At 33.1% G+C, this 14,233-nt stretch carries 15 protein-coding genes; 1 reads left to right on the forward strand and 14 read right to left on the reverse strand.

Going from position 1 to position 14,233, the window contains the following annotated elements; translation table 11 throughout:
- The first annotated feature begins 4 nt into the window (after positions 1–4).
- Positions 5–952, forward strand: coding sequence for a transglutaminase domain-containing protein (locus tag EV145_RS02640; protein WP_133523672.1), 948 nt, complete (start codon positions 5–7; stop codon positions 950–952).
- Positions 953–981: 29 nt separating this feature from the next.
- Here the strand turns inward: EV145_RS02640 and EV145_RS02645 are convergent, their stop codons facing one another.
- The 14 genes from EV145_RS02645 to EV145_RS02710 all read right to left on the reverse strand — a co-directional run bounded on the left by EV145_RS02645 (position 982) and on the right by EV145_RS02710 (position 14,210).
- Positions 982–2,235: a murein hydrolase activator EnvC family protein gene (locus tag EV145_RS02645; RefSeq protein ID WP_133523673.1), complete on the reverse strand. Its 1,254-nt coding sequence runs from the start codon at positions 2,233–2,235 to the stop codon at positions 982–984.
- A gap of 23 nt (positions 2,236–2,258) precedes the next feature.
- Complete coding sequence (locus EV145_RS02650) at positions 2,259–3,041, reverse strand: DUF4292 domain-containing protein (RefSeq protein ID WP_133523674.1); 783 nt, start codon at positions 3,039–3,041, stop codon at positions 2,259–2,261.
- 6 nt (positions 3,042–3,047) lie between these two features.
- On the reverse strand, positions 3,048–4,397 hold the full coding sequence (locus EV145_RS02655) for a tetratricopeptide repeat protein (protein WP_133523675.1): 1,350 nt from the start codon (positions 4,395–4,397) through the stop codon (positions 3,048–3,050).
- A gap of 52 nt (positions 4,398–4,449) precedes the next feature.
- Positions 4,450–5,466, reverse strand: a complete 1,017-nt coding sequence (locus EV145_RS02660; protein WP_133523676.1) for a sugar phosphate nucleotidyltransferase — start codon at positions 5,464–5,466, stop codon at positions 4,450–4,452.
- A 172-nt stretch (positions 5,467–5,638) separates the two neighbouring features.
- Entirely contained in the window at positions 5,639–6,073 is a 435-nt protein-coding gene (gene dut / locus EV145_RS02665) for a dUTP diphosphatase (protein WP_035646609.1), read from the reverse strand.
- A 25-nt stretch (positions 6,074–6,098) separates the two neighbouring features.
- The gene (locus EV145_RS02670) at positions 6,099–7,559 is read right to left on the reverse strand and encodes a lipopolysaccharide biosynthesis protein (protein WP_133523677.1); all 1,461 of its coding nucleotides are present in this window, start codon (positions 7,557–7,559) and stop codon (positions 6,099–6,101) included.
- A gap of 95 nt (positions 7,560–7,654) precedes the next feature.
- Complete coding sequence (locus EV145_RS02675; RefSeq protein WP_133523678.1) at positions 7,655–8,101, reverse strand: GNAT family N-acetyltransferase; 447 nt, start codon at positions 8,099–8,101, stop codon at positions 7,655–7,657.
- 499 nt (positions 8,102–8,600) lie between these two features.
- Positions 8,601–9,461, reverse strand: coding sequence for an ATP synthase F1 subunit gamma (gene atpG, locus EV145_RS02680; protein ID WP_133523679.1), 861 nt, complete (start codon positions 9,459–9,461; stop codon positions 8,601–8,603).
- A gap of 91 nt (positions 9,462–9,552) precedes the next feature.
- Complete coding sequence (atpA, locus tag EV145_RS02685; protein WP_133523680.1) at positions 9,553–11,130, reverse strand: F0F1 ATP synthase subunit alpha; 1,578 nt, start codon at positions 11,128–11,130, stop codon at positions 9,553–9,555.
- Between the two features lie 38 nt (positions 11,131–11,168).
- Complete coding sequence (gene atpH / locus EV145_RS02690) at positions 11,169–11,702, reverse strand: ATP synthase F1 subunit delta (protein WP_133523681.1); 534 nt, start codon at positions 11,700–11,702, stop codon at positions 11,169–11,171.
- A 3-nt stretch (positions 11,703–11,705) separates the two neighbouring features.
- Entirely contained in the window at positions 11,706–12,206 is a 501-nt protein-coding gene (locus EV145_RS02695; RefSeq protein ID WP_017496870.1) for a F0F1 ATP synthase subunit B, read from the reverse strand.
- A gap of 86 nt (positions 12,207–12,292) precedes the next feature.
- Positions 12,293–12,490, reverse strand: coding sequence for an ATP synthase F0 subunit C (gene atpE / locus EV145_RS02700; RefSeq protein ID WP_008465835.1), 198 nt, complete (start codon positions 12,488–12,490; stop codon positions 12,293–12,295).
- 33 nt (positions 12,491–12,523) lie between these two features.
- The gene (atpB, locus tag EV145_RS02705) at positions 12,524–13,699 is read right to left on the reverse strand and encodes a F0F1 ATP synthase subunit A (RefSeq protein WP_133523682.1); all 1,176 of its coding nucleotides are present in this window, start codon (positions 13,697–13,699) and stop codon (positions 12,524–12,526) included.
- A gap of 118 nt (positions 13,700–13,817) precedes the next feature.
- Positions 13,818–14,210: a hypothetical protein gene (locus EV145_RS02710; protein ID WP_133523683.1), complete on the reverse strand. Its 393-nt coding sequence runs from the start codon at positions 14,208–14,210 to the stop codon at positions 13,818–13,820.
- Positions 14,211–14,233 lie beyond the last annotated feature (23 nt).

Raw genomic sequence — 14,233 nt, forward strand, 5'->3', positions numbered from 1 at the left:
AAATATGGCGGTTTTCAAAATAGTTCACCTTACAAAATATCAATATAATCATCCCATAAAAGAAAGTATTAACGAAATCCGACTTTTTCCGCATCATTTTGAAAATCAGGAAGTGTTACAATATCAGTTGTTAATTACGCACAATCCTGATGTTGATATTTCTGAAGATTATTATGGAAATCGCGTTGGCAATTTCAATGTTTTGGATGCACATAATGAAATGACAATTGAATCCAGAATGTTAGTTCGGGTGAATCATTCTCTTAAAATTCCAGAGATTGATCCCACTTCCGTGGAAGATATTCAGGCTGAAAAAGAAAAAAGTATTATACTATTGCGCCTTTGTTATCTGGATGATATTCAGAAACAAAATGAAATTGGAGCGATTTTAAAAAAGATAAATATTGAAAACAAATCCATCATTGAAATTGCCCAACAATGTAATACTTACGTTTATGATAATTTCACCTACACTAAAGGAATAACAAATATTGAAACTACAGTTGATGAAATTTTGACTTTAAAAAAAGGTGTCTGTCAGGACTTTGCTCATATTCTATTACAGCTGTTGCGTACTGCAGGAATTCCTTCACGTTATGTCAGCGGATACATTTGTCCTAATGAAAGCGGGTTGCGTGGTGAAGGCGCAACGCATGCGTGGGTAGAAATTTATACGCCGAAACAAGGTTGGTTAGGTCTGGATCCGACAAATAATATCTGGACAATGGATAATCATGTTCGGCTTTCTGTCGGAAGAAATTTTAGTGATTGTACGCCCATAAAAGGAACTTTTAAAGGATTAGCAAGACAAACACTTTCGGTTTGTGTTTCGATTGGTTATGAAGACGGAAGACAATTCGAAGAAATCAACGACGTTAAACTTCAGGAAGTTTCATCGCGCGTTCAGGAGCAACTCGATTATATGGATCATTTGCAGCAACAACAGCAATAAAAAAGGGAGCTTATTTAAGCTCCCTTTTTTTATCTGTTTTGCAACCATCCTTCCGGATTGTTGTTAGATGTATTTTGAAGAATCAAAAACTTAATGATCGTTTTTCCTGTATCACCGCTGGTTCTTACTTTTCCAATACTTTGTTTGATATTAACCTTTTCTCCTTTGGTTACAAATACCTGACTTAAGTTTTGATATACAGTAAAATAATCTCCATGCTGAATCATAACTGCCCTGTTTATTGGAGATAAGACAATTACACTTGAAACCTCGCCTTCAAATACCGCGCGGGCAGTTGCACCTTGTTCTGTTGTAATCTCAACTCCTGAGTTATGAACCGTTATTGAAGGATGCAATGGGTGAGGCTGATCTCCATAACCTAATGAAATAAATCCTTTTTCAACTGGCCAAGGCAATTTTCCTCTGTTTGCTTTAAAATCTGCTGCCAAGATTTTTCCTTCTGGTGTTAAAGCAATTTTTGATGAGGAAACTGGCGCCGTTGAAGCTGTCGATCCTGGATTATCTTTTGCTCTTTCTAAAGCTGCTTTTCTATTTGCTTCAGCAATCGCTTCACGAATCAAACGATCAATTTGCCTGTCAATTCTTTTTGCTTCTGCCTGTTTGCTTCTAGTATCGGCAATAATTTTGTTTTTATCTTTTTTAAGAGCGTTAACTAATTTTTGCTGCTCTTTCTTTTCAACTTCTAAGCTTTGTTTTTCTTTTTGATTTTCAGCAATAATCTTTTTCTTAACTTTTCTCTGTCCGTCTAATTTTGCATTAAAATCAACTAACTGAGCTGTTTTTGACTGAATTTCTAAACCTTGATTTTTTCTGTAATTCGTGTATTGTTTTAAATATTGCGCTCTTTTATATGCTTGTAAAAAACTTTCTGAAGACAAAATAAACATAGCGCGGCTCTGCTCTGAACGGCTTTTGTATGATTTAAGAATCATTTTTGCATAATCCTCTTTTAAAACTGCCAGCTCTTTTTTTAGTTTATTAACCTGAACTTGGTTAATATACATATCATTACTTAAAAGTCTTTCCTGTTTTGCTGTTGTATTTATCAATTTTTCTTTCAGCTTAATTTTATTCGCCTGAATCATAAATACATTTACAGCTGATTTTTCTTTTTTCTTTACAGACTGCAGCATTTTTTCGTTATCTCTAATTTCCTGCTGAATTTGCGCTTTACGCTGTTCAAGTTTTTCTTGCTGCGAATCCTGTGCCCACATAAAAGTTGTGGCACAAATAAAAATTAGGCTTAGGAGAAATTTTGGCATGTTTCTGTTTTCTTTTTGCAAATTTACTTAATTATAACTTTTTTATACCCACTTGGAACACTATATGGGAAAGAAAGTTCTTCATTAAATGAAATATTATTATAATTTAAATTAATATTGGTTTTTCCTTTTGGCTGTACCGCATTAATTTCAATACTCGTTGGAAGCGTTCCTTGATTGTATGTTTTAATATCAGAATACATAATCTCAAGCATTATATTTTCTGAGGCTTGTGAAATTTCTTCTTTCTGAATTAAATATTTTTCTGAATCAAGATAAAAAACCTTTTTCAGTTTACTATCTTTTTCATCTTCTAATCTAAAAAGATTTTCTACAATTGTTTGCGTGTATTTTCCTTTTCTCAAATCGTCAAGCGCTTCTCCTACTAACAAATTCTGAACTTTGCTGTAATCTAATTCGGTTCCTAACCATTTGCTTAAACTAGTAAAATCACCTTCATAATAGGTCCCTTTTATTTTTTCGTAGTAACTCACAGTGGTTGGCGTAATCAAGGCTTTTGCCATGGTAATTCCCAGAACACGAATGCTTATTAAAATTTGTTTGTCTTTTTCGATTTTGATATCAGCAGCAACATTCTGGCTTTGCTTCTCATCTTCATATCTTGCACTGGCCTTTATGTTTAAAGTCGAAAAATCTAACTTATTGTTATAATGTTTTTCAATTGCTTTTTTATCTTCTTTTGGTGCTTCTTCTGTCTTAGAATTATTGTTTTGTACTGCTACGGCCTTTGATTTACATGAAATAACTAAAACCGATAGCAATGCTATTGCTATATATCTTTTCATTTTTTCTTACTTCTTTTGTTTTAATAACTCACTAGCCTTCAAAAAGTATTCCTCTTTTTTCTTGGCGTCTCCTAAACCATTATAAGCCTCTCCTAACTGCATATTAAAGTTTGACTCCAACTTTTTATCATCAACAACATAATCAAGCCCCATTTCTAAAACGGTTTTTGCATTCTTAAATTGTTTTAACTGATTATTTCCCAGTCCTGCATAATAATAAAATTGTGGCTGACTTGGATACACTTCAATCATAGTCATTGCTCGCTTGGTCATCGGTTCAAATTGTTTTGCCTGCGTATAAGCTTCAAGCAAAAGCAAATTGGTTTCACGATCTGTATCTGAATTTGCTTTTAAATCTTTTTCATAATATTTAATTGCGTTTTCGTACTGACCTTTGCTATGATAAAATTTTCCAATTTCTTTTGCAACGTCCACATTTGGATCATTATCAAAATAAGAAATTGCTTTTTCCAAATCTGGAGCATATTGCGGATTCTTATTCGTATAAATCAAAAATTCATTCAAAGTTCTGTGTTTAATTTTTGAATCAATTTTTGAACTTGCCAAAATAATGTTCATTGACTTGATCGCTTTATCAGCCTGGTTTGCATCTAAATATGTCTTAAACAAACTTACCTGCGCCCATTCTGAGTTTGGAACTTCTTTTGCCAATTTTGTCGCAACTTCTAGCGCTTTATCATTATCATCTGATTTTGAGTATAAAATAATCAGATTAAGATAATTTGATTCTTCTTTTGGATCCTTTTTAATTTGATCAATCAAATTAGAAATTTCAGCATTTTGATATTTTCCTTGAGATAAAATCTGCATTTTATAACGATCACGATCTTCTGATTTTCCGAATTTATCGTTCATTTCGTTAATCGCGACAAGCGCTTTATCAAATTGATTTGTAATCATATAAAGCGATATCAAATCATCTTTATATTCTTCGTCAAAAACAATAATTTTTTGAATCGTTTCTATTGCCAGCGGATAATTCTTGGTTTCATAACTTACATCATAAATTCCGAGCCAATACCATTTGTTTTTAGGATTTAATTGTGCCGCTTTTTCAAAAGCATTATTTGCACTTTGATAATCTTTTAAAGCCAAATAATTTTTCCCTAATTCAAAATAAGCAACAGCATCACTAGGTTTTAGTTTTATACATTTTTCTAATGATACTATAGCTTTATCATAATTTTCAATTCCTTTTTGTTTCAAAGATTCATAAAAAGCATCTTGATATTCATCGGGCGCCATAGCAATATCTTCTGGTTCTGTCTGAGCCAAAACCGAGTTTGAATTGCCAAGCAAAACGAAAAATAAAATGACTAAAACGCCTTTTTTCATTCTTTTTATAATTGTATTTTTAAACCAAAAAGAAACTGCTGAAAACTTTCTTCTATTCTAAAACAGAATAATCTCCAATGCTTATGCTTGTAAACTTTCCATCATAACTAACATGATTTCCAATCATCGCATTGTCTAAGTTAGCGTTTTTTATTTGAGAATAAGTTTGTATTAAGCTATTTTTAATAGAACTGTCAGTAACACGGCATCCTTTTCCTAGAGAAACATTTGGTCCAACTGTTGCATTTTTCAACACCACATTTTCACCAATATAGCAAGGCGGAATAATTGTTGCATTTTCTAATGTTACATTATAATCTACTAAATGCTCTCCGTCATTATGTAAAAAACCTAGCATTCTACTGTTCGTTTCAACTGTAACATCTTTGTTTCCACAATCCATCCATTCGTCAACACTTCCTGTTTTGAAAACTTTACCGTTTGCCATCATGGCTTTGATTCCGTCATTGATTTGATATTCACCTCCGTTTTGAATATTATTATCTAAAACGCCCTGAAGTTCTTTTTTCAAATCGCCAACTTCTTTGAAATAGTAAATCCCAATAACAGCTAAATCACTTACAAACTCTTTTGGTTTTTCAACTAATTCTATAATTTCATTATTCTGATTTAGTTTTACAACCCCAAAAGCTTCCGGCTGATCTACTTGTTTTACCCAAATTACAGCATCTGCCTGAGGATCTAATTCAAAATCAGCTCTAATTAAAGTATCTGCGTAAGCAATAACTGCAGGACCTGACAATGATTCTTTAGCACACAGAATTGCGTGACCAGTTCCTAAAGGCAAATCCTGGCGGTAAATAGATGCTTTTGCGCCAAGACCAGTAGCCAAATCCTTTAAACTTGTTACAACATCTTCACCAAAAAAAGCTTCATCACCTAAAATAAAAGCAACTTCTTCGATTGGTTCTTTTAAGATTTTGGCAATATCCTCAACTAAACGGTGAACAATAGATTTTCCTGCAACAGGAATTAGTGGTTTTGGTACTGTTAAAGTATGTGGTCTAAGTCTTGAGCCGCGTCCGGCCATTGGAACGATTATCTTCATTTTTATATTTATTTTTTAGGGGAAGATTTGAAAATCTTCTTGAGTTGGTTCTTGATTTTTAAAATTTAACCGCAAAGTTCACAAAGAAGTTATGTAAAGTTCGCAATGTTCTATCATTTCATTTTTAAGATCGCAAATTTCAAAACTGATTACTGAGACTGCGACTGAAAACTTACTTCACTCCTGTACTTCCAAAACCTCCGGCTCCTCTTGAAGTTTCTGAAAGTTCTTCAACTTCAATCCACTCCGCTCTTTCGTGTTTGGCAATAATTAATTGTGCAATTCGTTCTCCGTTTTCTACAACGAATTCTTCATTCGATAAATTTACCAAAATCACGCCTATCTCACCTCTATAATCGGCATCTACCGTTCCTGGAGAATTTAAAACTGTGACACCTTTTTTTGCAGCAAGTCCGCTTCTTGGCCTTACCTGCGCTTCGTAGCCAATTGGCAATTCAATAAAAAGTCCTGTTTTTACAATTGTTCTTTCTAAAGGTTTTAGCGTAATTGATTCTGTTAAATTAGCACGCAAATCCATTCCTGCCGAAGCAATAGTTTCGTAGTTTGGCAAGTCGTGCTGTGATTTATTGATGATTTGTATTTTCATTTGTAATTTAAAATTTTAAACGGGCTTATTTTTTCTTTAGTATTCCTTTTATGGTATCTTTTTCATAATGATAAACCATGTACATAAAAATTAAAAGAAGCGGAATTCCAACATAATATTTCTCTCTGAATCCGTAAAATGAAATTATTGAGAATACTATTGAAACACCTAAATAAGCTCCAATCTTGTTCATATCGTAAGGGATCGGGTAATATTTATTTCCTAAAACATAAGAGATAAGCATCATGCTTCCGTAAGCCGAAATAGTTGCAATTGCCGAACCATAATAACTGTACTTTGGAATTAAGAGATAATTTAAAACCAAAGTAACAATTGCACCAACAATAGAAATGTAAGCGCCAATTTTTGTTTTGTCTGTCAATTTATACCAAACCGATAAGTTATTGTAAATTCCTAAAAAGAAGTTTGCCAAAATAATTAGAGGCACCACTTTCATTGCCTCCCAATAGGATTTGTTATCTAACAATAAGTATTTTAAAACATCTGCAAAAACGATAACGCCTAATAAAATCAATGAGCCTAAAATCACAAAATATTTAGTGATAACTGCATACGTCTGTGGAGCGTTTTCATTTTTAGCATGGCTGAAAAAGAAAGGTTCAATTCCTAATCTAAAAGCTGTTGCAAAAAGAACCATGAATAATCCTAATTTGTAACAAGCTGAATAAGCCCCAACTTCAGATTTTGCTAAATTTTCAGGAAGCAGATATCCTAACAGAATTTTATCAAAATGCTCGTTTACGGCAAAAGCCAATCCGGCAACCAAAATTGGAAGGCCGTATTTCATCATTCTTCTCCAAAGTTCCGGATCGAATTTTCGTCCAAGTGAAAGGTAATTTGGCGAAAGAACAATAAAGGTGGCTAAACTTGCCAGAAGATTTGCAATGAAAATATAGGCAATTTGGAAATTCTCAACATACAAATTATCCCAAACCGAATTAGGATTCGAAGCTGCGAGTTTTGGCAAATACATCAAAAAGAAAATGTTCAGCAATAAGTTAATAACAACATTTCCAATCTTAATCGCGGCATAAACCATTGGTCGCTGATTAGCTCTAAGTTTTGAAAAAGGCACTAAAACCAAAGCATCTAAAACTAAAATCCAAACCGAATAAGTAACATATTGTACATCAACTTCGGCCCAAGTTGCAAGTGTATTTCTAAAAATTAAAGCTGCAAACAAAAACCCAATGGATGACCAAAAAATAGAAATCGTAGAAGTTGCAATTACATTTTTCTTGTCTTCTTCGGCACTGTAGAATCTAAAAAAAGCAGTCTCCATTCCGTAGGAAAGGACAACATTAAAGAAAACCATCCAAGACAAAACAATCGAAACTTCACCATATTCTGCAGTTGGTAAAATACCAGTATATAATCTGACCAATAAAAAACTAAGCATCCTTGGTAAAACCGTTGCTAGTCCGTAAATCGCAGTTTGTTTGAATAGATTTTTATATAATCCCAAAATAATTTTTATAATAAAGTTCGTAAAACAAAAATAACCAATTCTTTGGTTTATTAATGATTTTGCATGTTCAATAAAAGGAGTTCAGCGTTTTTTTATTGTGTAAGTTTGTTTTCATCCAGAACTTTCACAAAATGAAATCCTTTTGGACCATAACCTTGATTGTAGTAAAAACGATGCGCGCCAAAATTTCCAGTAAAGGCATCTAAAACGATACTGCTGCAACCTAAATCTAAAGCTTTCTGATCAATATAATCAGTCAATAATTTTCCAATTCCTTTCGATCTGTGTTCTGGATTAACAACAAAATTGTCAATTTCTAGATATTTTCCTGTCCAGAGTTTCGTCGCCGACCAGCAGCCGGTAATTCCTAAACATGTATCATTATCAAAAACTCCAATCTGTATATAATTATGTGGTACCATTTCTAAAAGAAATGATTCATATTTTTCTATTGAAATTTTAGGATAAAGAAATCGCATGGTATCAATTTGTGCCAGCATTTCGTCAATTGTAGTAAGCTCTCGTATTTGAAATTCCATTGTAATAAAAGATAAACCTCAAAATTACTCAATTTTTCTTACGCTTTAAATACAATTCTAAAACAAGATATGTGAAATCTATAAAATTGAGAAATAATTGTATAAATTTTTACAACTGCTTCTATATTAACTTTGTATCATAGGGATTGAGAAAAGCTAGAAATACAACCCTTATAAAAAAGAAAAGCATTGGGATAAATAAAGCTAGTTTGTTCCCACAAAAGACAAAGCACAAGGGATTGATTCTGCTGAAATGTAACCCTCAAAAAAACAGAGCATTGGGATTAATAAAGCTAGTTTGTTCCCATAAAAGACAAAGCAAAACAGAGGTGATAAATCTGTACAATAATTTTATAAAATGGTATTGATTCTCAATTTTTGGGTAAATTGAGAATCACCATTTTATAGGCGTTTAAAATAAATTACAAACCACTTCCTTAGTATACAAAAAGAGCCAGCAAATATTTGCTGGCTCTTTTTTATATTTTTAGATATTTTACTATCCGTTCAACGCTTCTGCTCCACCAACGATCTCTAAGATCTCATTAGTAATTGCAGCCTGACGCGCTTTATTATAAGTCAATTTCAATTGGTTTCTTAATTCAGTTGCGTTGTCAGTTGCTTTGTGCATAGCTGTCATACGTGCTCCGTGTTCTGAAGCAAATGAATCGCGAATTCCTTTGTATAATTGTGTTTTTAATGATTTTGGAATCAGAGTCAATACAATTTCTTCTTTTGAAGGTTCGAAAATATAATCTCCTGTAGAAGCTGCTGCATCAGATTTAATTGGAGCTAACGGTAAAAACTGCTCTGTCTGAACAATTTGTGTTGCAGCATTTTTAAACTGATTGTAGATTAATTCGATTCTATCATATTCTTCAGATAAGAATTTTTGAGTCAAATTATCTGCAATTCCAGCAACATTTTCAAAAGTTAAATGATCAAAAATTGCATTATGATGTCCGTGAATTTTATGCGTTTTAACTAAAGCGTCTCCACCTTTTTTACCAATGGCAAAAACATCAACTTGCTTTCCTGCATAAAAATCAGTACGATTTTTAATCTCCTTAATTACATTTGAATTGAATGCACCACATAAACCTCTGTTAGAAGTTATCGCTACAAGCAATACTTTTTTTACTTCACGCTGAGTTGTATAATCTCCTCCAACTTCACCATCAAGTGTAGCAGAAAGATTTTGTAGCAACTCTGTTAATTTCTCGGCATAAGGTCGCATCGCAGTGATTGCATCTTGTGCTTTCTTAAGCTTTGCAGCAGAAACCATTTTCATAGCCGATGTAATCTGCATCGTCGATGAAACGGAAGTAATTCTATTACGGATTTCCTTTAAATTTGCCATCTATTAAATTAGAAAATGTGACAATTTGAAAATCAGATAATTAGAAAAATGTTTATGCATTTTCTAATTATCTAATTAACGAATTATCTAATTAGTTATATTTTGCTGAAACTTCTTTTGCTGCTTTTTCAATAACATCTGTAATGTTGTCATCAAATTTACCAGCTTTCAACGCGTTAAGCGTATCTTTATGTTTACTGTTTAAGTAAGACAAGAAATCAGCTTCAAATTCTTTTACTTTATTTACAGGAACACTTTTCAATAAGTTTTTAGAACCTGCATAAATAATAGCAACTTGGTTTTCAACAGGGTAAGGATCATTTAAACCTTGTTTCAAGATTTCAACGTTTCTTTTTCCTTTTTCAATTACATTTAAAGTAACTGAATCCAAGTCAGAACCAAATTTAGCGAAAGCTTCTAATTCACGGAATTGAGCTTGGTCTAATTTTAAAGTTCCAGAAACTTTTTTCATTGATTTAATTTGAGCATTACCTCCAACACGAGATACAGAAATACCTACGTTGATTGCAGGACGAACCCCAGAGTTAAACAAATCTCCATCAAGGAAAATCTGACCATCCGTAATCGAAATTACGTTTGTTGGGATATATGCAGAAACGTCACCAGCCTGAGTTTCGATAATTGGCAATGCAGTTAATGAACCACCACCTTTTACGATAGACTTGATAGAATCTGGTAAATCGTTCATGTTTTTAGCGATACCATCATCAGCAATTACTTTACAAGCACGCTCTAATAAACGAGAGTGTAAGTAGAAAACGTCTCCAGGATAAGCCTCACGTCCCGGTGGTCTTCTTAATAAAAGAGAAACCTCACGGTAAGCAACAGCTTGTTTAGATAAATCATCATACACAATAAGTGCAGGACGACCTGAATCTCTAAAGTACTCACCAATTGCAGCACCTGCGAAAGGAGCATAAACTTGCATTGGAGCTGGATCAGAAGCGTTAGCTGCAACAATAACTGTATAAGCCATTGCACCTTTTTCTTCTAACATTTTAGCGATTCCTGCTACAGTTGAAGCTTTCTGCCCAATTGCAACATATATACAGAATACAGGTTTTCCTGCATCGTAAAATTCTTTTTGATTTAAGATTGTATCGATACAAACAGTTGATTTACCTGTTTGACGGTCACCAATAACAAGCTCACGTTGTCCACGACCAACCGGGATCATAGCATCTACTGCTTTTACTCCTGTTTGTAATGGCTCAGTAACTGGCTGACGGAAGATAACTCCAGGAGCTTTTCTTTCTAAAGGCATTTCGTATAAGTCTCCACCAATTGGTCCTTTTCCATCAATAGGAAAACCAAGAGTGTTTACTACACGTCCTACCATTTGCTCACCTACTTTAAGAGAAGCAATACGTTGTGTTCTTTTTGCTGTTGATCCTTCTTTGATTCCAGTTGATGGTCCTAAAAGTACCACACCAACGTTATCTTCTTCAAGGTTCAATACAATAGCTTCAAGTCCGTTTTCAAATTCAACTAACTCACCATATTGTACATTCGATAGCCCGTAAATACGAGCAATACCATCTCCAACTTGAAGTACTGTTCCTACTTCCTCTAGCGTAGCACCAGATTCAAAACCTTCTACTTGCTTTCTTAATATTGCTGAAATTTCAGCAGGTTTGATTTCCGCCATCTTAATTTATAATTTAGACACTTTTATGTGTGATAAAACTAATTACTTAACTCTCTTTTTAATACTTGTAATCTGTTTGCAACAGAAGCGTTGTATTGTTGATCACCTATTCTCAAAATAAATCCTCCAATGATTGATGGATCTACTATATTTTCTATCGTTATTTTTTTATCTGACAAAGTAGCCACTTTTGCTAAAACTTTAGCTTCTAAAGCTGCATCCATTGGAATTGCTGTAGTAACTTTTGCTACTTCAACACCATTACTTTCATCAAATAATCTTTTATATTCTAATGCAATTCCTTCTAGAATTTCGAATCTTTTGTTTTCAAATAATAAATGAAATAAACCTTTAGTTACACCATCTACATTTGCGAAAACTTCTAAAAGAGCACTTTCTTTAACCTCAACTTTTGTAGTTGGGTTTTGAATAAATGTACTCAATTCTAAATTGCTTTCAATTGCCTGAGCAATTGTTTTCATATCGTTATTGACAGCTTCGGCAACACCTTTAGAGTTTGCTAAGTCCAGAATTGCTTTTGCATAACGAATTGCTGCTCTTGTACTTGCCATATCTTAGTTTAACTTTACGTCACCTAACATTTTCTCAACTAATTTAGTTTGAGATTCTTTGTTAGATAATTCTTCTTTCAATAATTTTTCAGCGATGCTTAATGATAAAGTTGAAACTTGAGATTTCAATTCAGCCATTGCAGCATTTTTTTCACTTTCGATAGCAGCTTTAGCTTGCTCGATCATTTTTTGACCTGCCTCTTGCGCTTCGTTTTTAGAATCAGCTATCATTTTCTCTTTCATTTCGCGAGCTTCTTTCAACATCGCGTCACGTTCTGCACGAGCTTCATTCAAAATTCTTTGATTATCAGCTTGTAAGTTTTCCATTTCTCTCTTTGCATTTTCAGCAGAAAGTAATGCATCTTTAATACCTTCTTCTCTTGCAGTAATAGATTCCATAATTGGTTTCCATGCAAATTTCACTAAAAGTAAAATTAATACTAACAAGATTAAAGCTTGCCAAAAGAATAAACCGAATGAAAAATCGTTAATTAACTTATCCATTTTATAACTATATTAAATATTTAATTTCTTTTTAAAGTAACAACACCTTTAACCAACCGTTAAAGATGTTGCTATTTTTCTCTTTATTATTTTCCTAAGATTAAAGCAGCAAATGCTAAACCTTCTAATAAAGCCGCGATAATAATCATCGCAGTTTGAATTTTACCAGCAGCTTCTGGCTGACGAGCAATAGCGTCCATAGCAGATCCACCGATTTTACCTAAACCTAAACCTGCACCGATTACTACTAAACCAGCACCTACTAAAGTTGGAATTGTTCCCATAACTATTTATATATATAAAATTAAACTTCTAAATTAAATAATTGCTGTTTCATCTTCATGGTGGTGAGCGTGGTCATGATCTTGAACCGCCATACCAATAAATAATGATGACAACATTGTAAAAATAAATGCCTGTAAAAATGCAACTAAAATTTCAATAACAGAGATAAACAATGTCAATCCTAATGAGATTGGCAAATCTGCTGCTAAATTTTTTCCAACGAAAATCATTCCAATCAAACTCATAATTACTACGTGACCAGCAGTAATGTTTGCGTACAAACGAATTAATAATGCGAATGGTTTTGTCAATGTTCCTAAAACCTCAATTGGCGCTAAAATAATTTTCATTGGAACTGGTACTCCTGGCATCCAGAAAATGTGTCCCCAATAATCTTTGTTTGCACTAAATTGTGTAATGATAAAAGTAAATGCTGCTAAACAAACTGTAATAGCAATATTTCCTGTTACGTTAATTCCTAGCGGAGTCATTCCTAATAAGTTTAAAACCCATACAAAGAAAAATACAGTTAATAGGTAACCCATATACTTACGGTATTTTTTCTCTCCAATGTTAGGAACTGCGATTTCGTCTCTGATGAAAATTATAAGAGGCTCTAAAACTCTTCCAAATCCTGTTGGGATTGGTCCTTTTTTATATGATTTTGCTAAACCAGTAAACATGAAGAATAATAGTACTGCAACAAAAAGCATTGAAACAACATTCTTTGTCATAGAAAAATCTAAAGGCTTTTCGTTTTCTGGATGACCGTGCTCATTAAAAGTAATTGTTCCGGCTGCATCTGTTTTGTAAATTTTACCGTGTACTAGTTTGTAGAAGTTTCCATCAACTTCTGCAACTGTTTCACCAAAATGAAATTTTGAAGAAGAGAAAACTTTCAAACCTCCGTCGATAAGTATAACTGGTAATGGAAAACCATAGTGTTTGTTTTCTTTCTCATCTTGAAAGAAAACAAAATCGTGAGAATCTTGTAAGTGGTGATCAATAAAAGCATCCACTTTTGCCTTTGGGTCAAGAGCTTCGTGCTCTCCTTCCGCTGGAGCATTATGTGAAATTACTTTCTCTTCGTGAGCTGTTTCCGTTTGTACATGCGTTGAATCATTCTCTGGGTTTGCAAAACCCATAATTGGTAGAGAAGCTACAAAAGCTGCAAGAATAAAGCTGAGTGGTTTGTTTGAAATCACCATATCGTGGAAAATCTTATTTTTTTACGTTTCTAAAATTTGGTGCAAAGGTACATTTTTTATTAATATTCAAAAGGATATGAAAAATTATTTTTGAACCTTGTTTTACATATTCGCGATTTTAACGCTTTTCATTTAATAATCGGACAGTTAAAAGCGTCTCAAATAACAAAAACAAAATAAATGTTATAAAAAAACTGACTTTTTCAACATTGACCGTTTCGGTTTTGATTTTTAAAATTGGCTGCAAAATTAAATATCCCAATAACATTTGAGTAAAAGTGCCGAATAAGAAAACCATTCCTACGATTTCAAAATTCTTCATTTTTACCTTTAATAATATAAGGTATAGAAAAGCTGTTAATCCGAAAAAAATTAAATATAGCAATTCTATGCTATAATGAAATTTCTGAAAATTAATTTCCAGTAAATAGAAAGCTGTCATGTGCACCATACAGGCAACAACAGCAAAACAAAATAAATGAAAAACAGGTTTGTAATTTTTTAATGACATTTCAGGTAATTTTTTGCAAAGAT

This window comes from Flavobacterium sp. 245 (assembly GCF_004362055.1).
Taxonomy (GTDB): Bacteria; Bacteroidota; Bacteroidia; order Flavobacteriales; family Flavobacteriaceae; genus Flavobacterium.